This window comes from Pseudomonas sp. BIGb0176 (genome assembly GCF_024810175.1).
Taxonomy (GTDB): domain Bacteria; phylum Pseudomonadota; class Gammaproteobacteria; order Pseudomonadales; family Pseudomonadaceae; genus Aquipseudomonas; species Aquipseudomonas protegens.
In genome coordinates this window covers 549,386-572,612 of sequence record NZ_JANUEC010000001.1, presented here as the reverse complement: position 1 = coordinate 572,612, position 23,227 = coordinate 549,386, and the positions used below count along the sequence as shown (strand labels likewise).

General features: G+C 66.6%; 19 protein-coding genes and 2 riboswitches. Of the genes, 7 read left to right on the top strand and 12 right to left on the bottom strand.

Annotation, left to right across the window (positions count from 1 at the left end; all coding sequences use genetic code 11):
- Positions 1–129: 129 nt before the first annotated feature.
- From M2395_RS02380 to M2395_RS02365, 4 genes are all read left to right on the top strand, one after another.
- Positions 130–1,158: a histone deacetylase family protein gene (locus tag M2395_RS02380; RefSeq protein ID WP_174824028.1), complete on the top strand. Its 1,029-nt coding sequence runs from the start codon at positions 130–132 to the stop codon at positions 1,156–1,158.
- A 58-nt stretch (positions 1,159–1,216) separates the two neighbouring features.
- Entirely contained in the window at positions 1,217–2,278 is a 1,062-nt protein-coding gene (locus M2395_RS02375) for an ornithine cyclodeaminase (RefSeq protein WP_123430543.1), read from the top strand.
- Between the two features lie 160 nt (positions 2,279–2,438).
- Positions 2,439–3,851 (top strand): amino acid permease, encoded by a 1,413-nt coding sequence (locus M2395_RS02370; RefSeq protein ID WP_011061918.1) that lies wholly within the window; start codon positions 2,439–2,441, stop codon positions 3,849–3,851.
- Between the two features lie 117 nt (positions 3,852–3,968).
- Entirely contained in the window at positions 3,969–5,180 is a 1,212-nt protein-coding gene (locus tag M2395_RS02365) for a hypothetical protein (protein WP_019094340.1), read from the top strand.
- A 22-nt stretch (positions 5,181–5,202) separates the two neighbouring features.
- On the opposite strand, the gene M2395_RS02360 is transcribed toward M2395_RS02365, so the two are convergent.
- The 12 genes from M2395_RS02360 to cobW form a co-directional block, all read right to left on the bottom strand.
- Complete coding sequence (locus tag M2395_RS02360) at positions 5,203–6,378, bottom strand: acetyl-CoA acetyltransferase (RefSeq protein ID WP_015636069.1); 1,176 nt, start codon at positions 6,376–6,378, stop codon at positions 5,203–5,205.
- A 109-nt stretch (positions 6,379–6,487) separates the two neighbouring features.
- The gene (locus M2395_RS02355) at positions 6,488–7,000 is read right to left on the bottom strand and encodes a hypothetical protein (RefSeq protein ID WP_077934421.1); all 513 of its coding nucleotides are present in this window, start codon (positions 6,998–7,000) and stop codon (positions 6,488–6,490) included.
- 81 nt (positions 7,001–7,081) lie between these two features.
- The gene (locus M2395_RS02350; protein ID WP_123430542.1) at positions 7,082–8,056 is read right to left on the bottom strand and encodes a cyclase family protein; all 975 of its coding nucleotides are present in this window, start codon (positions 8,054–8,056) and stop codon (positions 7,082–7,084) included.
- A gap of 56 nt (positions 8,057–8,112) precedes the next feature.
- Entirely contained in the window at positions 8,113–8,871 is a 759-nt protein-coding gene (locus tag M2395_RS02345; RefSeq protein ID WP_011061923.1) for an SDR family oxidoreductase, read from the bottom strand.
- Between the two features lie 48 nt (positions 8,872–8,919).
- On the bottom strand, positions 8,920–10,368 hold the full coding sequence (locus tag M2395_RS02340) for an aldehyde dehydrogenase family protein (RefSeq protein ID WP_103290007.1): 1,449 nt from the start codon (positions 10,366–10,368) through the stop codon (positions 8,920–8,922).
- Positions 10,369–10,372: 4 nt separating this feature from the next.
- Positions 10,373–11,485, bottom strand: coding sequence for a tartrate dehydrogenase (locus tag M2395_RS02335; RefSeq protein WP_053152479.1), 1,113 nt, complete (start codon positions 11,483–11,485; stop codon positions 10,373–10,375).
- Between the two features lie 161 nt (positions 11,486–11,646).
- On the bottom strand, positions 11,647–12,549 hold the full coding sequence (locus M2395_RS02330) for a LysR family transcriptional regulator (RefSeq protein WP_077934424.1): 903 nt from the start codon (positions 12,547–12,549) through the stop codon (positions 11,647–11,649).
- 84 nt (positions 12,550–12,633) lie between these two features.
- Positions 12,634–14,280, bottom strand: coding sequence for a phospholipase D-like domain-containing protein (locus M2395_RS02325; protein ID WP_123430541.1), 1,647 nt, complete (start codon positions 14,278–14,280; stop codon positions 12,634–12,636).
- A 181-nt stretch (positions 14,281–14,461) separates the two neighbouring features.
- A complete protein-coding gene (locus M2395_RS02320; protein ID WP_123430540.1) occupies positions 14,462–15,058 on the bottom strand; it encodes a VWA domain-containing protein in 597 nt (198 codons plus the stop codon).
- A 53-nt stretch (positions 15,059–15,111) separates the two neighbouring features.
- Positions 15,112–16,119 carry an ATP-binding protein gene (locus tag M2395_RS02315; RefSeq protein ID WP_123430539.1) on the bottom strand — a complete coding sequence of 336 codons (1,008 nt, stop codon included), beginning with the start codon at positions 16,117–16,119 and terminating at the stop codon, positions 15,112–15,114.
- Positions 16,120–16,246: 127 nt separating this feature from the next.
- Positions 16,247–20,020 carry a cobaltochelatase subunit CobN gene (gene cobN, locus M2395_RS02310; RefSeq protein WP_123430538.1) on the bottom strand — a complete coding sequence of 1,258 codons (3,774 nt, stop codon included), beginning with the start codon at positions 20,018–20,020 and terminating at the stop codon, positions 16,247–16,249.
- 3 nt (positions 20,021–20,023) lie between these two features.
- A complete protein-coding gene (gene cobW / locus M2395_RS02305; protein ID WP_011061931.1) occupies positions 20,024–21,094 on the bottom strand; it encodes a cobalamin biosynthesis protein CobW in 1,071 nt (356 codons plus the stop codon).
- A gap of 97 nt (positions 21,095–21,191) precedes the next feature.
- Positions 21,192–21,404, bottom strand: a riboswitch (cobalamin riboswitch).
- A 141-nt stretch (positions 21,405–21,545) separates the two neighbouring features.
- A riboswitch (cobalamin riboswitch) is annotated at positions 21,546–21,772 on the top strand.
- Positions 21,773–21,867: 95 nt separating this feature from the next.
- On the opposite strand from cobW, the gene M2395_RS02300 reads away from it, so the two are divergent.
- The 3 genes from M2395_RS02300 to M2395_RS02290 are packed head-to-tail and all read left to right on the top strand — an operon-like array spanning position 21,868 to position 23,179.
- Positions 21,868–22,056 carry a CbtB-domain containing protein gene (locus M2395_RS02300; RefSeq protein WP_011061932.1) on the top strand — a complete coding sequence of 63 codons (189 nt, stop codon included), beginning with the start codon at positions 21,868–21,870 and terminating at the stop codon, positions 22,054–22,056.
- 11 nt (positions 22,057–22,067) lie between these two features.
- The gene (locus tag M2395_RS02295; protein ID WP_019094336.1) at positions 22,068–22,769 is read left to right on the top strand and encodes a CbtA family protein; all 702 of its coding nucleotides are present in this window, start codon (positions 22,068–22,070) and stop codon (positions 22,767–22,769) included.
- Complete coding sequence (locus M2395_RS02290; protein ID WP_077934429.1) at positions 22,766–23,179, top strand: cobalamin biosynthesis protein; 414 nt, start codon at positions 22,766–22,768, stop codon at positions 23,177–23,179. Before M2395_RS02295 ends, M2395_RS02290 begins: the two co-directional genes overlap by 4 nt.
- The last annotated feature ends 48 nt before the right edge of the window (positions 23,180–23,227 follow it).

Here is a 23,227-nt window from a genome sequence, read left to right as displayed (position 1 = left end):
TTCACAATCAGCCACCAACGGGGAAAATATTACCCAAAACTCTAATTGCACCCGAACAAAAAGCAAAGAATTCGCAGCCATGCCGGAACAAACTATTTGCACCGGACAATAACAATGGATGCGTTCAGCATGCTTACCGTCTTCAGCGAATCCCACCGCCTGCACCATGGCACCGAATTGAAGGATGGCGTGCTCAAGCCCTCCTTCGAGCAACCCAGCCGCGCCGACACGGTGCGAGACCGGGTGCGCCACGTGGGGCTTGGCGAGATCATCGGCCCGCGGCGCTTCGACCGCGCCTGCTACGTGGCCGCCCACAGCGAACGTTACGTCAGCTTCCTGGAAAACGCCTGGAGCGAATGGACCGCCACCGGCCGCAGCCACGACGCCCTGCCCCTGGTGTGGCCGGTGCGCGACCTGGCCAACCAGCAGGTGCCCGAATTCATCGACGGCAAGCTGGGTTTCTTCGCCATGGACGCCGGCTCGCCGATCACCGCCACCACCTGGGATGCGGTGCGCACCAGCGCCGATATCGCCCTCACTGCCCTGGCCCTGATCGATGAAGGCCAGGCCAGCGCCTTCGCCCTGTGCCGCCCGCCGGGGCATCACGCCGCACGGGAATACATGGGCGGCTACTGCTACCTGAACAACGCCGCCATCGCCGCGCAGCACGCCATCACCCGGGGCGCCAGGCGGGTGGCGGTGCTGGACGTGGACTTCCACCACGGCAATGGCACCCAGAACATTTTCTATGACCGTGGTGACGTGCTCTTCGTCTCGCTGCACGGCGACCCGGCCGTGTCCTACCCCTACTTCTCGGGCCATGCCAGCGAGCGCGGCAGCGGGGCCGGCGAAGGCTGCAACCTGAACCTGCCCCTGCCGAAGAACACCACCTGGCAGCACTACCGCCAAGCGCTGGAGCTGGCCTGCAAACAGTTGCGGGCCTTCGCTCCCGAACTGCTGGTGGTGTCCCTGGGCGTGGACACGTTCAAGGACGACCCCATCAGCCACTTCCTGCTGGAAAGCGAAGACTTTCTCGGCATGGGCCAGATCATCGCCACGGTGGGCACGCCCACCCTGTTCGTGATGGAAGGCGGCTACATGGTGGATGAGATCGGCCTCAATGCGGTCAATGTGCTGCACGGCCATGCCAACCGCTAGCGCGCGCCAGGCGCGCTCTCCCGCAGTGTTCAACGTTCCGACCGAGAGGGAAATCACCATGACCTTGTTTATCGATGTGGATCAGGCAGCGGCGCTGTACAAGCGCCTGGGTGTCGCCAGGGCGATCCGTGAAATGGCCGGTTATATCCAGGCCGACTACCTGCGCTGGCAAGCCTTCGAAAAGTCCCCGCGCACCGCCAACCACTCGCCCACCGGAGTCATCGAACTGATGCCCGCCGACGATGGCCAGCAGTACGCCTTCAAGTACGTCAACGGCCACCCTGGCAATCCGGCCCGGCAGTTGCTCACGGTCATGGCCTTCGGCGTGCTGGCCGAGGTGGACAGCGGCTACCCGGTGCTGCTCAGCGAACTGACCCTGACCACCGCGGTACGCACCGCCGCCACCTCGGCCCTGGTGGCCCGTGCCCTGGCGCGCCCGGACAGCCGAACCATGGCGCTGATCGGCAATGGCGCCCAGAGCGAGTTCCAGGCCATCGCCTTCCACGACATGCTCGGCATCGACGAGCTGCGGATCTTCGACATCGACCCGGCCTCCTCCCGCAAGCTCAAGCACAACCTGCAAGCCTGGCCGAGCCTGAAGGTGCGCATCGCCGAGTCGGTGGCCGATGCGGTCAAGGGCGCCGACATCGTCACCACGGTGACCGCGGACAAGGCCTACGCCACCATCCTCACCCCGGAGCTGATCGAGCCCGGCATGCACCTCAATGCGGTGGGCGGCGACTGCCCGGGCAAGACCGAGCTGCACGCAGAGATCCTGCGCAATGCCCGGGTGATCGTCGAGTTCGAGCCGCAAACGCGCATCGAGGGTGATATCCAGCAGTTGCCGGCGGACTTTGCGGTGACCGAATACTTCCGCATCGCCCAGGGCCTGGAACCGGGCCGCGAGCATGCCCGGCAGGTCACGGTGTTCGACTCGGTGGGCTTTGCCCTGGAGGACTTCTCGTCCCTGCGCTACCTGCACGACCAGGCGCGCGAACACGGCATTGGCGAGCGGATCCACCTGGTGCCGACCCCGGCCAACATCAAGGACCTGTACCAACTGATCGGCCAGGGCCCCGACGCCGCCACAGGCGCCCCGCGCCGGCTGGCCAGCGGCTGAGGCAATACCCCCATGGCCGCTGCACGGGAAAACGCCCCGTGCCCCTGTGCAGCGGCCCAACCCGAACCGGTTGCGCCACCCCGACCTACAACCACAGCGCGCAGCCCCAGCCACCCTGCACTGCCAAAACTCGACAACTATAAAATCAAGAGGTTTTGTGATGACTCCAGATACCCTCGGGGCCCCTGCGCGCCCCGTGCTGCAACGCACCCTGCATAACCGTCATATCCAGCTCATGGCCATGGGCGGCGCCATCGGCACCGGGCTGTTCATGGGCTCGGGCAAGATCATCGCCATGTCCGGTACCTCGATCATCCTGATCTACATGATCATCGGCCTGTTCGTGTACCTGGTGATGCGCGCCATGGGCGAGCTGCTGCTGTCGAACCTGCAATTCAAGAGCTTCGCCGACTTTGCCGGCGCCTACCTGGGGCCGCGCGCGGCGTTTTTTCTCGGCTGGTCCTACTGGCTGAGCTGGAGCGTGGCGGTGGTGGGCGACGCCGTGGTGGTGGGCGGTTTCTTCCAGTACTGGTTCCCCGGGGTGCCGGCCTGGATGCCCGCGGTCAGCATGATGCTGACGCTGTTCGCCCTCAACGTGCTCACGGTGCGGCTGTTCGGCGAAGTGGAGTTCTGGTTCGCCATCATCAAGATCATCGCCGTGGTCACCCTGATCGGCGTCAGCCTGGTGCTGATCGCCAGTTCGTTCGTCTCGCCCTCGGGCGTGACCGCCTCGCTGGGCCACCTGCTGGACCGGCAAGCGGCCTTTCCCCACGGCCTGCTGGGCTTCTTCGCCGGGTTCCAGATGGCGATCTTCTCCTTCGCCGGCACCGAGCTGATCGGCACCGCCGCCGCGGAAACCCGCGACCCTCACAGCACCCTGCCCAAGGCCATCAATGCCATACCGCTGCGGATCATCCTGTTCTACGTGCTGGCCCTGGCCTGCATCATCGCCGTGACCTCCTGGCAGCAGGTGTCGCCGAACAAGAGCCCGTTCGTCGAGCTGTTCCTGATTGCCGGCTTCCCGGCGGCGGCGGGCATCGTCAACTTCGTGGTGCTGACCTCCGCCGCTTCCTCGGCCAACAGCGGCGTGTTCTCGGCCAGCCGCATGCTCTTCGGCCTCGCCGACCAGGGCAATGCGCCGCGCCTGTTCAAGCGCCTGTCGGGCCAGAGCGTGCCGGTCATCAGCCTGAGCTTCACCACCCTGCTGATGCTGCTGGGGGTGTTGCTGCTGTACGTGGTTCCCGAGGTGATGACCGCCTTCACCCTGGTGTCCACGGTGTCGGCGATCCTGGTGATCTTCACCTGGTCGACCATCCTCGCGTCCTACATCGCCTACCGCAAAAAGCACCCGCAACTGCACGCCCGTTCGCACTACAAGATGCCTGGCGGCGTGCCCATGGCCTGGTTTGCCCTGGCCTTCCTGCTGTTTGTCCTGTGCCTGCTGGCCCTGCGCCCGGACACCCGCCTGGCGCTGTGCGTGATGCCGGCGTGGTTTGTCTGGCTGGGTATCGCCTATCGCCTGACGGCGGGGCGCAAGGGGCGGGTTCATGGCCGGGCGGTATACCCGCGATGATGCAGGAACGCGCCAGGGAGGGCGCGGTTGCCAGCGGGCCAGCGTGCAAAAGCATCGACACAGCCCATGAGGTCTTGCTCTACTCCCGCGCCATCAACGTCGCCAGGGAGTGCCCACATGCAAGTCGCAGGACCCGCCTTTGAAGAAGTGTTCAGGAGAAATTTCAAGCGCGTGCTCACGTACTGGGGACCGATCGGCACCCTCATCGGACTGGGCGCAGCCGGCCAGGGCCTGCTGAGCCTGTACCTGTACACCCGTGCAATAGGCCGCACCGACCTGTTCATGGCCGCCATTGATGCCAAATCGGCGCTGGCGGTGTGGCTGGTCATCGTGCTGGTACTGATGGTGCTCTATCTGATACTGCTGGCCACCACCACCTTGCTCTTCGGACTGGCGTGCAGCTTGTTCCACTCAACGCCCGAACACCTGAAGAACGTCGTGGTATGGCTGACCCTGCCGGTCCTGGCGGGCTTTGGCGGCTTCATTCTGATCAGCTACTACCTCAGCGAATGGCTTGATCCGGGCCTGGCCATACTGCTGGTGGTGACACTGGTGCTGCTCGCCTGCTGGGGGGTGCTCTCGCGCCCGGCCTTCAAGGAGGTGCTCGACAGCAACGTGAACAAACCAGGCAAGGCGACACGGGCCTCAAGGATCGGCTTTACCTACCTCATCACCTTCTGCCTGACCAGCACGGTGATATCGGGAGTCTTTCCCAGCCTGTTGCTGCTCAATGCCTATAGCAACGAGGTGCTGAGTGAAGCTCCCCATTTCCCGGCAATCCTGAACCTGCTGGTGCTGGCCTTTACCCTGCTACCCGTCGTGATTTTCTACTGCCTCAACGCGGACCTCTACAAACGCATCGCCTACTCGGTAGCCTGCGCACTGTTGATGGCCTGCACCTTCCTGCTGATGCTGCCCGGGGCCATGAGCCAGATCACCTACAAGGCCGCAGGCGGCCTGGAGGTTCGCCAGGGAGCCGTGGAACGCTACTCGGTGCAGCAGGAGTTTGAGCTACAGGACCTCGACCCGCTGATGTGGAAAACCCGACTCAGCCCTCAGGGCCGCCTGGAGATCCAGGGATTCCAGCAGTTCTTGTTCGGTGATGCACTGCTGATCTGCCCCCAGGACCTGATCGACGTCAGCCTCAACCAGATCCGCAACTACACCCGCTACTGCATCAAGGTGCGCGACAGCAAAGTGACCCACAAGCCGCCAAAGCCATTGCTCGCTCATAAACCCTTCTACGTTGGCATGTGCCAGGAACCGGGGTACTGGAGAGTGGCCCGCAGACTGGACTGGGGGCCCCTGGGCGCTACGCCGGCACTCTGAACGCCGGCGTGGCCGGAACCCCTTACACCCTCACGGCCTGCAACACCGAGGCGTAGTTGGCCACCGCCATGCCGCCCATGTTGAACAGCAGGCCGAACTCCGGCGAGCGCGCGGCGAGGCCAATGGGCTCGCCGGTCAACTGGCGAAAGCCCAGGGCATGCATCGACACACCGGTGGCGCCCACCGGATGCCCCTTGGCCTTGAGCCCGCCGGAGAGGTTCACCGGCAGGCGTCCGTCGGCATTCACCCAGCCTTCGTCCAGGGCTCGATGGCCTTCGCCCTTGGGCGCCAGGCCCATGGCTTCATAGATCAGCAGTTCGGCGATGGTGAAGCAGTCGTGGACTTCGGCGAACGCCAGGTCGTCCAGGCCCAGGCCGGCCTCGTGCAAGGCGCCCTGGATCGCCAGTTGCGGGCCTTCGAAGGCCAGCACGTCGCGGCGCGCCATGGGCAGGAAGTCGTTCACCTGGCTCAGGGCGCGGATCGCCACTTCACGGCGGAACTCCCGGGCCCGGCGCGGCGACGCGAGGAGGATCGCCGCCGCGCCGTCGCTGATCAGCGAACAGTCAGTCAGGCGCAGGGGCTCGGCGATCAGCGGGTTGCCGGGCGAAACGCTGTTGCAGTGGGCAAAATCCATGGCCCGATGCATCTGCGCCAGGGGGTTGGCCATGGCGTTGGCGTGGTTCTTCACGGCAATCGCCGCCATGGCAGCCAGGGGGCTCTGGTAGCGCTCGGTGTAGCGCTGGGCCACTTGGCCGAACAGTTGGGCAAAGCTCAGGCCGGCCTCTTGCGGGTCGTTCTGGTAGCCGGCCCCGGCCAGGGCCCGGGTGACCTCGGCGGTGCTGTTGCCGGTCATCTTTTCCGCCCCCACCACCAGCACCAGTTCGGCGGCGCCGCTGCGGATCGCGTTGATCCCGGCCTGGATCGCCGCCGAGCCGGAGGCACAAGCGTTTTCGCAGCGGGTGGCCGGCTTGAAGCGCAACTGCGGGTCGGCCTGGAGCATCAGGGACGCGGGAAAACCATCAGGCACCAGCCCGGAGTTGAACTGGCCGAGAAACAGCGCATCGATCGCCCCGGCGTCAATGGCGGCGTCCACCAGCACGTCGCGGGTGACCTGGACAATCAGGTCTTCCAGGCTGCCATCGAGGCGGCCAAAGCGGGTGTGGGCCGCCGCGACGATGCAAACGGATTCATGGTTCATGGGGGTTCTCCTGTACTGAAGGCGGGTGGTCCCGGCCAGCGGCCCGCATACGCAAGGGTTCTCGGCCGGGGTGACTGCCCATCAGTGTAGGTAGTGTTGCGCCAGGTGCTCAGGTCAGCGCGGCCTGGGCATCCAGGCGCAGCAGCTGCAAGGGTTCCAGAGTGGAGCCCTGCAAAGATTCCCCGGCATACAGCGCCTCGTTGGCCATGGCCATTTCAGCGCTGCGGCCAGCCACCATTTCGTAGGTCTTGCGCGGCAGGACCTCGCTCCAGCCGTTTTCAAAGGTGTTGTAGGCCAGGGTCAGCGCGGCGGTAAAATAGTGCTGGTCGGCCACTGGAACCCGGACCTCCTCACCCTTCTCATCCAGGGCGATGAAGTGGTTGGGCAGGTGTTTCACCCCCAGGCGCTTGAGCACGATCCAGGCCAGGGCCGATGGCACGAAGGCGTTGAGTTTTTCCGCGGCGATGGCCGAGTAGCCACGCGCCTGCAGCAGTTGGACGATGTCGTCTTCACTGGCCTCGGGGTGGCCGGCCATCAATTCCAGGGTATCGAGCACACCCTGATGGGCACTGGCATGATCCAGGCAGCAACTGCAGTCCGGCGAATGTGAATCGTCATGCATGATCGGTCGATGATCCCTATCGGTCTTGGTGAGGGGGCGCAGGATAAACCCTGCGCCTGCCTCGCCACCAGCAAACAGCGGTTACTTGATGACGATGGGGTTCACCGGCGCTCCGCTGCCGCCGACGATCTTCAGCGGCGCGGCGGTGTAGAGGAAGGTCCACTGGCCATCGGCGGCGCAATCCTCGGCCAGTTCTTCAAGCAGCACGATCTCGGTGAAGGCGATCCCCAGGTTGCGCATCAGCGCGCAATGCAGCGGAATCTGCACCCCGGACACCGGGTCGGTGATCACCTCGTTGGCGATGGTGTCGGTGACCAGATTGGGGATCTCCATCTGGTTGAACCAGTCCACCAGTTCCCGGCTGTAGGTCAGCCCGGGTTCCACCAGGTCCTTGAAGAACTCGGTCTTGCCGTACTCGTAGAAGGCGCCCATGGAACCGGTGCGGATGATGAGGATGTCGCGCTTCTCGATGGCCACGCCCTGGGCCTGGGCAGCGGCCAGCAGGTCCAGGTGGTTGAAGGTCTCGCCGCGCCCCAGGTACTTCTTGCCGCGGTGCCGGGCCATGTCGATCAGCACCGCACGGCCCACCACGCCGCGCTCGGCAATCGGCAACACACTGGCCTTGGCCATGCCGCCGACAGTGCTGCTGGCGTCGTAGCCGTTCCACAGCTGGTTGTCGTACCAGGCATGGCCCAGGGCGTCGTACTGGGTCGAGCCCTGCAGCTGCATGAAGATCACGTCGTCGCAGTACTCGGCGCCACCGGTCATGGAGGGCTGCTTGCCGGCCTGATAGTGGCTGCGGTCCAGGGTATTGAAACGCATCGACGGGTTGCGTGCCGGCCACATCGGGTCGCCGCCGGGATGGCCGATCTGCACTTGCAGGGTGAAGGTCTTGCCCTGGCGCACGGCCGCCACGCCCCGCAGTACCTCGGCCTGTTGCAGGTAGTTGAGGGCACCGACTTCGTCGTCCGGGCCCCACTTGCCCCAGTTCTTTGGCAGGCCTTCAAGCAGTTGCTTGGTATTGGGGTGACTAGTGTTGTTATCGATCCCACACATGTCGACTGCACTCCGTAGCTGGGTTTGGATTTAGCCAAAGGGCTTTCTACAGATCATCAGACGCAGCGTCCACCATCCACTTCCAGGCAGGTGCCGGTGATAAAGGCCGCCTCATCGGAGGCCAGGTACAGGCAGGCGTTGGCCACATCCTGGGGGGTGGAGAAGCGCCCCAGGGGAATGGTGGCCATGAACTTCTGGCGGTTTTCCGGGGTGTCCGGCACCCCCATGAACTCGCTGAGCAGGGCCGTGGCGCCCACCACCGGGTTGACGCAGTTGACGCGGATGTTGTCCGGCCCCAGCTCGGCGGCCATGGTCTTGCTCATCACCACCACCGCGCCCTTGCTGCCGTTGTACCAGACCAGCCCCGGACGCGGCCGGATCGCCGCCGTGGAGGCGATGTTGATGAACACCCCGCCGCCCTGGCCACGGAAATGCGGCACGAAGTGCTTGGCGCTGAGGAAGATGCTTTTGACGTTGACCGCGAACACCCGGTCGAACTCGGCCTCGTCCACTTCCAGCATCGGCCGGTTGCGGTGGGTGGTGCCGGCGTTGTTGACCACGATGTCCAGGCCGCCGTATTGCTCCAGGGTGTTGCGCAGCAGCGCGGCAACGCTGGCGTCCTGGGCCACGTTGACCTCGATGAAGTGGGCCTGGCCGCCGGCATCGCGGATTTCCTGCGCCACCCGCTGGCCGCCCGTGGCGTTCATGTCGGCGATTACAACCCGGGCGCCCTGCTGGGCGAAGGTCTTGGCGATGCCTTCACCAAAGCCGGAACCGGCGCCGGTGACGATGGCAGTTTTATGGGCTAGACGCATGCTAGTGACTCCTGTTTTTGTTGTTATTGGCCGCCGTAGTGGCGGCCCTCAGTCGTGACGAATGGCGATGGTCTTCAAGGCGGTAAAACCCAGCAGCGCCTCGAAGCCCTTCTCGCGCCCGTAGCCGCTGGCCTTGACTCCGCCGAAGGGCAGTTCGACGCCGCCACCGGCGCCGTAGTTGTTGATGAACACCTGGCCACAGCGCAGCTTGTGAGCCATGCGCAACTGACGCGCACCGTCCCGGGTCCAGACCCCGGCCACCAGGCCGAAGGCGCTGTCGTTGGCCAGGCCAATGGCCTCGGCCTCGTCCTCGAAGGGCATCACCGCCAGCACCGGGCCGAACACTTCCTCCCGGGCCAGGCGACTGTCTGGCGGCACATCGCGAAACAGCACCGCTTCGTGGAAGTAGCCGCCGCTGCCGGCCTCGGCCACCACCTGCCCACGCGCCGCCACCCGGATACCGGCGGCCTCGGCCTCGCGGACGAACTCCCGGACCTGGCGCAGCTGTTTCTGGTTGATCAGCGGGCCCATGTCCAGGTCCAGCTCCGAGGGCCCGGCGCGCAGTTGGCCAAAGCACTGGGCCAGGCGTTCCAGCAGCGGTTCATACAGGCTGCGCTGCACCAGCAGGCGGCTGCCGGCGGAACAGGTCTGGCCGCAGTTCTGCACGATGGCGTTGATCAGCACGGGCAGCGCCCGCTCCACATCGGCATCGGCGAAGACGATCTGCGGCGACTTGCCGCCCAGCTCCAGGGTTACCGGGCAATGCCGTTCGGCCGCCGCCTTGGCCACCAGGGCGCCGGTGCCGGTGGAACCGGTGAACGAGATATGCGCGACGCCAGGATGGGCGCACAACGCGGCACCGGCTTCGTGGCCATAGCCGCTGACCACATTCAGGCTGCCCGCCGGGAAGCCGACCTGGGCCGCCAGCTCCGCCAGCCGCAGCAGCGACAGGCTGGCGTCCTCGGCGGGCTTGACCACGCAGGCATTGCCCGCCGCCAGGGCGGCGCCGACGCTGCGGCCGAAGATCTGCATCGGGTAGTTCCAGGGAATGATGTGCCCGGTAACGCCATGGGGCTCGCGCACCGTGAGCACGGTGTAACCGGCCTGATAGGGCAAGGTCTCGCCGTGGAGCTTGTCGGCGGCCCCGGCGTAGTACTCGAAATAGCGCGCCAGGGCGGTGGCGTCGGCGCGGGCCACCTTGAGTGCCTTGCCGGTGTCCCGGGCTTCGATCTGCGCCAGCTCTTCATGGTGCTCCAGCACCGCCTGGCCCAGGCGGGCCAGCAGGCGCCCACGCTCCAGGGCGCAAAGGCTGCCCCAGGGCCCGTCGAAGTTGTCCCCCAGGGCCCGTTGCGCGGCCTGCACCGCCAGGTCGATGTCCTCGGCGGTGCCCCGGGCGATACGCGCATAGCTGATGCCGGTACTGGGGTCCTGCACCGGAATGTCTTCGGCCCAGGATGAGGCTTGCCATTGGTTGTCGATGTAGTGTTCGAGGGTCATCTGTTCAGCTCCTGTTTCCAGCCAGACACTCGGCAATCGCCCGCCCCACTTCCACGGTACTGGCATTGCCGCCCATTTCCCGGGTGCGCGGCCCTTCGGCGAGCACCGTCTCGATGCTTTCGACAATCGCCGCCGCGGCTCGCTGGTAAAGTTCGTCGCCCTGCCCCAGGTGTTCGATCATCAGGGCCGCCGACCAGATCTGGCCGATCGGATTGGCCACGCCGAGACCGGCGATATCCGGCGCCGAACCATGCACCGGCTCGAACAGCGAGGGGTACAGGCGCTCCGGGTTGAGGTTGGCCGAGGGCGCAATGCCGATGGTGCCGGTGCAGGCCGGGCCCAGGTCGGAGAGGATGTCGCCGAACAGGTTGGAGGCCACCACCACGTCGAACCAGTCCGGGTGCTGGACGAAGTGCGCGCAGAGAATGTCGATGTGGAACTTGCGGGTCGCGACCTGAGGGTAGGCCTGGGCCAGCGCCTCCACCCGTTCGTCCCAGAACGGCATGGTGATGGCGATGCCGTTGGACTTGGTGGCCGCCACCAGGTTGCGCCGGGGCCGGCGGCTGGCGAGTTCGAAGGCGTAGTTCACCACCCGGTCCACACCATGGCGGGAAAACACCGACTCCTGCAGGGCAATCTCCCGCGGGGTGCCCTCCCACATGCGCCCGCCGACGCTGGAATACTCGCCCTCGGTGTTTTCCCGCACCACGATGAAATCGATGTCCCCCGGCGCCCGCCCGGCCAGCGGGCACGGCACCCCGGGCATCAGCCGCACCGGGCGGATGTTCACGTACTGGTCGAACTGGCGGCGGATCTTCAGCAGCGAATCCCAGACCGCAATATGGTCGGGCACGATCTCCGGCGCGCCCACGGCGCCGAAGAAGATCGCCTCGTGGCCACCGATCTGCTGCGCCCAGTCGTCGGGCATCATGCTGCCATGGGCCTGGTAGTGCTCGCTGCACCAGTTGAAATGATCGAATTGCAAGGCGATGCCGAAGCGCCGGCTGACGGCTTCCAGCACACGCAGGCCTTCGGGGACCACTTCGCGGCCGATGCCGTCACCGGCGATCACCGCAATGCGATGGGGAGGTTTTACAGCGGGATTGATCCTGGACAAGCCGTCTCTCCTGGTCTGACGTGTTGTTGTTATGGAGGCAGGTCAAGCGCACGGGCGAGCCCATTCTGGCCACAGCGCGGGGCCAGTGGGAATTGCTCATTATGGAAACCGCCTTCGCAAAATTCGAAGGCACGCGGGAAGAGTCCTGCTATGACCGGCGGCTAGCCCGCGGCTGCCGCGGCCTGCTCGCAACCGACCAGGTAGTCGAACAGCTCGCGGCTGGCCAGGGACGGCTGTTCCTGGCGCCGGCAGAGGTACATCTGGCGGTCAGCCCAGGGGTCGTCGATTTCGATAAAACGCAAGGCCATCTCCTTGCGAAAGATCTGCACCGCCCCCTGGGGCAGCACCCCCACGCCCTGCCCTGCGGCGATCAGCCGGCACACGGCCTCGAAGCTGCGCACCTGCACCCGCAGGCGCAAGGGCATGCTCACCGCCGCGGCCGCCTCGCTGATCAGGGGAGTGATCGCGGCGTTGTCCTCCAGGCCGACGAAGTCATAGCCCAACAGGTCCTGAAAGCGCGCGTGGCTCATCTTGAACGGGTGGTCCTGGGGCACGATCAGGCACAACCGGTCGCGGCAATAAGGGATGAAATGCAGGTCCTGGCCCCGTGGCCGGGTGGTGACGATGCCCACATCGGCCACGCCGTCACGCACCGCCAGGAGGATCTCGCGGCTGCGCTCCTCGCGGATGTCCACGCGAATGCCCGGGTGCAGGTCGCTCCACTGGGTCAATTGCCGGGGCAGTTCCTGGCTCATGGCCGAACTGTTGGCGTACAGGCTGACCCGGCCGGTGGCGCCCTTGGCGAAGTCGGCCAGGTCGGCGTGCATCACATCCACCGCCCGCAACAGCGAGCGGGCGTGCTCGGCCAGGGCCTGCCCCGCCGCCGTCGGCAATACCCCGGTGGAGGTGCGGGTCAGCAGCGCCACCTTGAAATGCTGCTCCAGCAGCGACAGGCGCCGGCTGGCGGCGGACAGCGACAGGTGCGACTGCTCGGCGGCCCGGGACAGGTTGCCCAGGGTCAGGGCCTTGAGAAACAGCTCGATGGAGGTCAGGTCCGGGGCCATGGCAGGGTCCTTGTGCGCGGTCCGTGAAAACTACCCAGTCGGGCGCGCCCTGTCCAACCTTGTGGCGGCTGCTCGCAGCCCCGGTCAGCGCCCGGAAAAACGCAGCCGCGACAGCTGGCGCAGATCCCCTTCCAGGTAGTAGGCGTTGCTCCAGCTGTCGTCCACCGCCAGGGGCTGGACCTGCTTGAGGGCCAGTTGCCTGGCGAAGTAGCGGAAGCGGTAGTGTTCGTAGAACCGCAGCAGCTCCAGGCCGTAGCGGTCCGCCAGGTCGATGTCGCCGCGGATGATCAGGAAGTTCTCGTCATTGCTCTGGCTCGCGCCGACGCTGAGGTTGTGACTGCCGCTGATGATCACCGGCGCCTCGCTGGTGAAGTCGGTGACGATGGCCTTGGTGTGCACCAGCAGGTTGCCCTTCTGGCCTTTGAGCCCCTCCTTGAGCCAGCCCTCCAGGCCATTGTTGAGCAAGGCGGTGGCGGCGAACTCGGCCGTGCGGTCGGCGTGAAAACCGGTGATGCGGCTGGCGGTGTTCTGCAGACCGTAGCGCAACACATCGTCGTGGGGCTGGCCGAGCAAGGCATCGAGAATGCTGTCGGGCAAGGCGAAGGCGGTGACGAACAGCAGGTCGCGGCGGGCGCCGTTGATGATATCGACGAACTCCGCGAGGTCGCCCTGGCCGCTGCGCGGGGAAAACCCGGCGAACAGCGGCGCCTGCGGCTGCATCGGGTTGTTCCGGGTCAGCCAGGTGCGCGTGGCGCCGACATCCGCCGGCGTCGCCCAGACCTGCTCGAACACCTCCAGGTAGCGCGTGGCGATGTCCACGTGGTCGAGGCTGTGCAACACGTTGGCCTGACGGTAGACACCATTGGCGGTGAAGTTGGTGCTGCCGCACAGCACCGATTGCGGCTGGCGCTGGCCGGCGGCGTCGAGGCGGCCGAGGACGATGAACTTGTCGTGGAAGATCGCGTGGGTCACCCGCCCGCACTTATTGGCCTCGGGCAGGTGCTGCAGGCTGGCCTGGTTCATCGTGGTGTCGGCATCGCCGGGGGCGGCGTGGTACAGCACCCGCACCTGTACGCCGCGGTCGAAAGCCGCGTTGACGGCATCGATGATCGCCTGCAACTGGTACTCGTAGATGGCGATGTCCAGGCTCCAGCTGGCGTCCGTGGCGCGCTGAATGAACCCCAGCAGCGCCTCCAGCAGGCCGTTTTCCAGCCACTGGCGGGGCGCGTCCGGCCACTTTTCGATGGGCAGGTTCTTGTTGGCGCTGAGCAACGCATCGAGCTCGGGAAACTTGCGCGAGAACGCCTGGCTGGCAGCCACCGCACGGTTGAAGATCACCCGCTGGCCGGGAGGCTGGCCGTTGTCGGCGGTGATGCTCAACTGCAGGGACTCGCCCAGTTGCGGCGCGTCCGGGCTGCCATAGGCCAGGTGCACCCGGTAGTTGAGGGTGGCACCGGGGTTGACCGCGTAGTCGGCCCAGCGGAATTTCTGCAGGGGCGCCTGATCGCTGGGGGTGGCGTTGTATTGGGGGAAGGTATGGGCCTTGCCGGGGAAAGTCAGGCTGTTGAACAGAAACAGCCAGGGCTTGCTGCCGGTCTGTTTTTCGATGGCAAAACCCAACAGGCCCTGGCGCCGCGACGCATCCAGGTCCATGGCCAGCAGCACCCCGTTGGTTCCGGCATAGGCCTTGACCCGGAAATCGTCCTTGTCGTTACGCACCAGTACCCGCATGAAGTCACTCCTGTGAAAGACAGCGCAAAGCGTAGCCGCTTCCCGCTCCGGCATGCCAAGGCAAATCCCTGTAGGAGCCGGCTTGCCGGCGAAGAGGCCCGTGTGACTTGCACCGCCAGGCCGGACGCTTTCGCTGGCAAGCCAGCTCCTACGGGGGATGTGCGGTGTGTCGGGGAGGTAGTCAGTCGATATGCTGGTAGGCAGCGTTGAGGAGAGTCGCCAGTTCGCGGGCGCGGCCCAGGCGGATCGGGCCTCGTTCGATGTCGAGCAGCAAGGTCGGGCAGTTCAGGGACCTGGGCGGTGGCAGGTTCTTCAGCCGGCCATCGGTGATCAGCAGCACGCGCTGCTGCTCCGCCGGCAGGCGCCGTTGGCGTTGTTCCAGCCACTGGGCCGCTTCGTTCAGGGCTTGGGGCAAGGGCGTGCCGCCGCCGGCACCCAGGCCGTCGAGCCAGTGCCGCAGGTCCCTGGAGGCCTTCAGGCCCTGGACCTGCCAGCTCGGCGCACGGCCGCTGGCAGTGAGCAGGGCCAGGCGTGCACGCTGGCGGTAGGCGTCGTCGAACAGTTGCGCCAGCAGGCCCTTGGCATCGCTCAGGGCGCTGTGCCGGCGGGTCGAGGCCGACGCGTCGACTATCACCAGCCACAGCTCATGGGGCGAGCGGCTGCGCAAGCGAAACAGCAGGTCTGCACGCAACCGTGGACGGCCTTTGAGCAAGGTGCCGGGCCAGTTGACCGAACCGGCGCTGGCCTCGCGGCTTTTGCCTTGCCGGCCGTGATCCAGGTGCCCCGCCCGGGGCTTGGCATCCGCCCCCCGGTCAGTGCGGGGGCGGATGCCTAGGGCTTTTTTGGCCAGCTGGGCACTTCACGACGGGCGCCGGTGGGCAGGGCCTGGGCCGGCATTTCGCCCCATTGGCCCTGGCCTTCGCTGGGGTTGGCGTTGGCTGGCGCCGGTGCCTGGGGGCTTTGCCCGGACTGTGGCGCGCTGGGCGGTGTCTCCCGCCGCCGGTGTCGCAAGGCGAACTCGGCCACGGCGTCGATATCCTCCTCGGCAATCGCCGGGGCGCCACGCCAGGCGGCATGGGCGCGGGCCGCGCGCAGCCAGACCAGGTCGGCGCGCAGGCCGTCCACGGCAGCAGCAAAGCAGCGCTCGGTAATCAGCGCCAGGGCCTGGTCGTCCAGCGGGATGCTGGCCAGGGCGGCCCGCGCCTGTTGGCAGCGCTCGCGCAATGCCGCCTGGGGTTCGGCCCACTGGGCGCAGAAGCCCTGGGGATCGCTGTCGAAATCCAGGCGGCGGCGAATGATCTGCCCGCGCTCCTGGGGCGCGGGCTGGCCGCTGAGGGCGACGTTGAGGCCAAAACGGTCCAGCAGTTGCGGACGCAGTTCGCCCTCCTCCGGGTTCATGGTGCCGATCAGCACGAACTTCGCCGAATGGCGGTGGGAAATACCGTCGCGCTCGATCAGATTGGTGCCGCTGGCGGCCACGTCCAGCAACAGGTCCACCAAGTGGTCAGGCAGCAGGTTGACTTCATCGACGTAGAGCACGCCGCCGTCGGCCTTGGCCAGTACCCCCGGAGAAAATTGCGCCCGGCCCTGGCCCAGGGCGGCGTCCAGGTCCAGGGTGCCCACCAGGCGCTCTTCGGTGGCGCCCAGGGGCAAGGTGACGAACTGCCCGCAGGCCAACAGGTCCGCCAGGCCCCGGGCCAGGGTCGACTTGGCCATGCCCCGTGGGCCTTCGATCAGCACGCCGCCGATCTTCGGGTCGATGGCGGTCAGGCACAGGGCCAGTTTCAGTGCTTCGGCGCCGACCACGGCGGACAGCGGGAAATGTGGGGTGTCGCTCATGTCAGGGTCTCGCTTGGGTCGGGGGGTGTCCGCAGGACGCTTTCGCGAGCAAGCTCGCTCCTACAACGGCAATGCCAGCCCTGTAGGAGCGAGCTTGCTGGCGATCGAGTGCGCAGCACTCGCCGCCTCAGGAATCTTCTTCTATATCCAGCAGCAGGTGTTCCAGGGCTTCACGATAATCGCCAGGCTCTTGCCACAGGCCACGCTGCTGAGCTTCCAGCAGGCGCTCGGTCATGTCCCGCAGGGCGTGGGGATTATGCTGACGGACGAACTCGCGGGTCGAGCCATCGAGCAGATAGGCATCGGCCAGCAAGGCGTACTGGTGATCGTCGATCAGTTCGGTGGTGGCGTCGAAGGCGAACAGGTTGTCCAGGGTCGCGGCCATTTCGAAGGCGCCCTTGTAGCCATGGCGCTTGACCCCTTCGATCCACTTCGGGTTGGCCGCCCGGGAACGGATGACCCGGTTCAGTTCTTCCTTGAGGGTACGGATCTTCGGCAGGTCCGGCTGGCTGTGGTCGCCGTGGTAGCTGGCGGCCTGGTTGCCGCTGAGGCTTTCCACCGCCGCCAGCATGCCGCCCTGGAACTGGTAGTAGTCGTTGGAGTCCAGCAGGTCGTGCTCGCGGTTGTCCTGGTTCTGCAGCACCGCCTGCACCCGGCTCAGACGGGTGGCGAACTGCTCGCGGGCGGCAGTGCCTTCGTCGCTGCCACCATAGGCGTAGCCACCCCAGTTCAGGTAGACCTCGGCCAGGTCCTCGCGGCTCTGCCACAGGCGGCCGTCGATGGCGCCCTGGACCCCGGCGCCATAGGCCCCCGGCTTGGCGCCGAAGATCCGCCAGCCGGCCTGGCGCGCGGCGGCGTCGGCATCCAGCCCCGACGCCTCCAGGGCCGCGCGCTCGGCACGCACCCTGGCCGCCAGCGGGTTCAAGTCCTCGGGTTCATCGAGAGCCGCTACCGCCTGCACCGCCGCATCGAACAGGCGGATCAGGTTGGCGAAGGCATCGCGGAAGAACCCGGACACCCGCAGGGTTACGTCGACCCGCGGCCGGTCCAGCAGGCTCAGGGGCAGGATCTCGAAGTCATCGACCCGCTGGCTGCCGGTGGCCCACACCGGGCGTACCCCCATCAGGGCCATGGCCTGGGCGATGTCGTCGCCACCGGTGCGCATGGTGGCGGTGCCCCAGACCGACAGGCCCAATTGCAGCAGGTGGTCGCCGTGATCCTGCAAGTGGCGTTCGAGAATCAGGTTGGCCGACTGGAAACCGATGCGCCAGGCGGTGGTGGTGGGCAGGTTGCGCACATCCACCGAGTAGAAGTTGCGCCCGGTGGGCAGCACGTCCAGGCGCCCGCGGCTTGGCGCGCCACTGGGGCCGGCAGGCACGAAACGCCCGTTCAGGGCGTCCAGCAGGCCGCGCATTTCCGCCGGGCCACAGGCGTCCAGACGCGGTGCGACCACCTCGCGCAGGCCGTCGATGATGCTCTGCACCGGCTCCCAGCCGGGTTCGTCCAGCTGTGGGACGGGCCCTTGCAGCGCCGCTTCGATCAACCCGGCGGCGTAGAGCTCCAGGCGCTCGCGAACGTCACCGGCGGTGCGCCACAGCGCCTCGCTCAACTGTTGCAGCACGGGCGGGCGGCGCCCGGTCCAGGGCTCGGACAGGGCACAGTCCAGGGGGTCGAAACCCAGGCCGAAAGCCTTGGCCAGGGCCCGCAGCAGGCTGGCATGGGCGCCTTTGCCGTCGCCCCGGGGAATGCGTAGCAGGGCCAACAGGGTGTCGATGCGCAAGCGCCCCTCGGGGGACTCGCCGAACAGGTGCAGGCCATCGCGGATCTGCGATTCCTTGAGGTCGCACAGGTAGGTGTCCAGGCGCGGCAGCCAGAGCGCGGCGTCGGCGTCGCTGTCGAGCTGTTCGCCCAATTGCAGCTCGCGGTCGATATGGGTCTCGCGCACCAGCTTGAGAATGTCCCGCTGCAGCTCCCGGGCCCGGCGCGGGTCCAGCAACTGGGCTTCGTAGTATTCGTCCGCCAGCAGTTCCAGGTTGCGCAGCGGGCCATAGGTCTCGGCGCGGGTCAGGGGCGGCATCAGGTGATCGATGATCACCGCCTGGGTGCGGCGCTTGGCCTGGGCGCCCTCCCCCGGGTCGTTGACGATGAACGGGTAGATGTTCGGCAACGGCCCCAGCAGCGCATCCGGCCAGCATTGCTCGGAAAGGCCCACGCCCTTGCCCGGCAGCCATTCCAGGTTGCCGTGCTTGCCGACATGGATCAGCGCGTGGGCGCCGTAGGCCTGGCGCAGCCAGAAGTAGAACGCCAGGTAGCCATGGGGCGGCACCAGGTCCGGGTCGTGGTAGACCGCGCTGGGGTCCACCTGGTAACCCCGGGCCGGCTGGATACCGACGAAGGTCAGGCCAAAGCGCAGGCCGGCGATCATCATCCGCCCGTTGCGGCACATCGGGTCCTGCTGCGGCGTGCCCCAGCGCGCCAGCACCGCTTGGCGGTTGGCTTCGGGCAGGGCCTGGAACAGCGTCAGGTAGTCGGCCATGGCCAGGCTTTGCTGGCAGGGGCGCTGGTCGAGGCTGTCCAGGTCGTTGCTCACCCCACCCAGCAACTGCTGGATCAACTCGGTGCCGCTGGCCGGCAGTTCGGCCGGCAGCGGATAGCCTTCGGCGTGCAGTGCCTTGAGGATGTTCAGCGCCGCCGCCGGGGTGTCCAGGCCCACGCCGTTGCCGATGCGCCCGTCCCGGGTCGGGTAGTTGGCCAGTACCAGGGCCACGCGTTTGTGGCCGTTGTCCAGGCGCCCCAGTTCGACCCAGCGCCGGGCCAGTTCGGCGACGAAATCCATGCGTTCGGGCTGGCCGCGATAGCAGACCACGTCCGACTGGCTGAGCTCGCTGCGCCAGGCCAGGTCCTTGAAGCTGATGGGCCGGCTGATGATGCGCCCGTCCAGTTCCGGCAAGGCGATGTGCATGGCCAGGTCCCGCGGCCCCAGGCCCTGCTCGCTGTCACGCCAGCCCGGTTCGTTGTCCTGGGCGCAGATCGCCTGGATCACCGGGATATTGCGGCGGAACGGCCGCAGGTGCGGGGCTTCGGGGCTGGACTGGGCAAAGCCGGTGGTGTTGAGGATCACCCCGGCCGCGGTTTCATCCAGCCAGTCTTCCACCTGGCTCAGGCAGCCCGGTTCCTTGAGGCTGGCCACCGCTATCGGCAAGGGGTTGAGGCCCGCCGCCAGCAAGCGCTGGCAGAACAGGTCGATAAAGCCGGTGTTGGCCGCCTGCAGGTGGGAGCGGTAGAACAGCAGCGCTGCCACGGCTTGCCCCGGCTGCCAGTCGGCCTGCCAGTCACTGAGGGCAGCCTGGCTTTTGTGCGGGTGGTAGATCGCCGTGCGTGGCAGGGCCTGCGGTTCGCTCCAGGGGTAGTCGCGCCCCAACAGGCCGCTGGCCAGGCAGCGGTAGAAGTTCAAGGCGTTATCGCGGCCGCCCTGGCGCAGGTATTGCCACAGGCGATCACGCTCGATGGGGCCCACGGTGCTCAGGTCGCCGAGTTCCGGGTCGGGGCGGTCGTCCCCCGGCACCAGGATCAACTGCACCCCGCGCTGGGACAGCTCCACCAGCCGCTCGACGCCGTAGCGCCAGTAGGCGATGCCACCGTGCAGGGAAATCAGGATGACCTTGGCGTGGCGCAGCACCTGGTCCACATACAGGTCCACCGAGGCGTGGTTCTGCACCTGCATCGGATTGGCCAGGCGAAAGCTCGGGTAGTCCTCGGGCAATTGCTCGGCGGCGTCCGCCAGCAGCGCCAGGCTGGAATCGCCGCTGCACAGGATCACCAGCTCGGCGGGGGTTTGTCCCAGGTCGGCAATGTTGTCATCCGACACGAAACCGCCGGGCTGGGTCCTGAGCAGGTGCATGGCTTAGACGCTGAGTGCGGCGCGCAGTTGCGCTTCGAGCTGGGCGGCGTCCAGTTCCTGGCCGATCAGCACCAGGCGCGTGGTACGGGCCTCGTCGGCGCCCCACTTGCGGTCGAAGTGCTTGTCGAAGCGCGTGCCCACGCCCTGGATCAGCAGGCGCATCGGCTTGTTGGGGATGGCGGCGAAACCCTTGACCCGCAGGATGCCGTGCTTGACCACCAGTTGGGTCAGGGCGTCCAGCAGCAGGCTTTCGTCGGCCTGGGGCAGCTCGATGGAGATGGAATCGAAGGCGTCGTGATCGTGGTCGTCGTGATCGTCATCGCCGTCATGGTGATGGTCGTGGTGGCTGTGGCGGCCGTCGATGTGTTCCTCGGAACCGGCACCCAGGCCCAGCAGCACATCCAGGGGCAGGCGACCGCTGCTGGCTTCGATGACCTTGACCGCCGGCGGCAGCTCCTCGGCCACTTCCAGGCGCACCTTGGCCAGGTCTTCGGGGCTGATCAGGTCGGTCTTGTTGAGGATCACCAGGTCTGCGCTGGACAGCTGGTCGGCGAACAGCTCATGCAGCGGCGATTCGTGGTCCAGGTTGGGGTCGAGCTTGCGCTGGGCGTCCACTTGATCGGGGAAGGCGGCGAAGGTGCCGGCGGCCACGGCCGGGCTGTCGACCACGGTGATCACCGCATCGACGGTGCAGGCACTGCGGATTTCCGGCCACTGGAAGGCCTGGACCAGAGGCTTGGGCAGCGCCAGGCCGGAAGTCTCGATGAGGATGTGGTCCAGGTCGCCGCGGCGCGCCACCAGTTCGCGCATCACCGGGAAGAACTCCTCCTGCACGGTGCAGCACAGGCAACCGTTGGCCAGCTCGTAGACTCGGCCGCTGGCCTCTTCCTCGGTGCAGCCGATGGCGCATTGCTTGAGGATTTCGCCGTCGATGCCCAGCTCGCCGAATTCGTTGACGATCACCGCAATGCGCCGGCCCTGGGCGTTGTCCAGCATGTGCCGGAGCAAGGTGGTCTTACCCGAGCCAAGGAAGCCGGTGACGATGGTGACGGGAAGTTTGGCCAGTGTTTTCATCGGATGCCCTTTGGCAAAAGGAGGCGGGCAAACGGGACGAGAACCGCAACGCCGGGCGCGCGGAGATTTCGCCACCGGATCACCCCGCCCGGTTGTAGTGAGAATCTTGGATCGAGGCAGGTCTCCTGGCTGAGGGCTTGCCAGTCGTCGGACCGGCGATTGCTGCGCCTTCCCACCGGCGTCGTCGACGCCCATGCAGTGGCCTTGCAGCAATCGAACCCTTCACAGTTGCGGGGGCAGCCGCGGCATCGACCGCGTTCCCTTCTTAGCTTCGACCCGTGGCCGAAGAACCTCGAAAGCGCAAGGCTACGCAGAGCCAGGGGGACGGTCAATCGACAATGCGCCCGTAGCAGCCGGCTTGCCGGCGAAAGAGCCATTGAACCTTGCACGAGCGCGGCGCACACCTGCGCAGCGGTTACGGCAATTGACGCCCCTGCCCCGCCCATGATCTCCTACACACCTTGTTACGGGTGCCCCTTACAGGGTGAAACGGGAAACCGGTGAATCACGTGCTTAACTAAAAAGCCGTGGCCAGTCCGGTGCTGCCCCCGCAACGGTAAGCGAGCGAAGTGTCAGATCCACTGTGCCAAGGCATGGGAAGGCGACACTTGCTGGCACGGCATGATACAGCCCTGCCCCTCGCAAGCCCGGAGACCGGCCCGCAACACTTACATAACAACCCGCGGTGGGCGGGCGCTGTTGCAAACCCTGCGTGGCCATCACGCGGGGTTTTCCTGCGCCTCTACCCCGCTGACACTCCAGAGGGAAGCGCCATGTCGATCATCAGCAGCACCAGCCACTCCGCCAGCACGACCTCCACCCTGAGCCAGCGCCTGGTGGCCGCCATCGGCGCCTCGATCCTCGGCGCGTGCCTGGTGTACTTCGCCGGCTTCTCCCACATCGAGGCGGTGCACAACGCGGCTCACGACACCCGCCACAGCGCCGCCTTCCCTTGCCATTGAGACCTGCCGACATGATCAAGCGTATCGCGCAAACCGCAGGTTTCACCGGCCTCTTGGCCGCCCTGCTGCTGACCCTGCTGCAAAGCTTCTGGGTCGCCCCGTTGATCCTGCAGGCGGAAACCTATGAAAAGGCCCCCGCGGCCGAAGTCCATGAGCACGCCGAAGGCGCCATGGCCGCCCACAGCCACGATGCCGAAGCCTGGGAGCCGGAAGACGGCTGGCAGCGCGTGCTGTCCACCACCGGAGGCAACCTGGTGGTGGCCGTGGGCTTCGCCCTGATGCTGGCCGGCCTCTACACCCTGCGCGCGCCGAACCGCACGTCCCAGGGCCTGCTCTGGGGCCTGGCCGGCTATGCCACCTTCTGCCTGGCGCCGACCCTGGGCCTGCCGCCGGAACTGCCGGGCACCGCCGCAGCCGACCTGGCACAGCGGCAGATCTGGTGGGTCGGCACCGCCGCCTCCACCGCTGTGGGCATTGCCCTGATCGTGTTCGCCCGCAACTGGCTGCTGAAGATCCTGGGCGCGGCCATCATCGCCGTACCCCACGTGATCGGCGCGCCGCAGCCGGAAGTGCATTCGATGCTGGCCCCGGAAGAACTGGAAGCGCAATTCAAGATCGCCTCGCAGCTGACCAATGCGGCCTTCTGGCTGGCCCTCGGGCTGATCAGCGCCTGGTTGTTCCGGCGCAAGAGCGCGGGCCAGTACTCGGCATGATCGAAGTGAGCGCAGCGCCGACCATGGTGGTCGGCCTGGGCTGCCAGAAAGGCTGCCCGGTGACCACGCTGCGCGCCTTGCTCGACCAGGTCCTGGCGGCGCACCAGTGGCAGGCCCGGCAGGTCCTGGCCCTGGCCAGCATCGACCTCAAGCGCAACGAACCCGGCCTGCTGCAACTGGCGGAGCAACTGGAACTGCCGCTGACCTGTTTCAGCAGCGGCCAGCTCGCCCCCTTTGCCCTGCGCCTGAGCCACCGCTCGCAAATCGCCTTCGAACGTACCGGCTGCTACGGCGTGGCCGAAAGTGCCGCCCTGGCCCTGGCCGAACAGCTGTCACCCGGCCCGGCCACACTGCTTGTTCCCCGGCAAAAATACGCCCAGGCCACCCTGGCATTGGTCGCCGCCCGGTAGAATCCCCGATAATTCCCGCCTTCGATCATGAGCAATCTTCATCTGAAG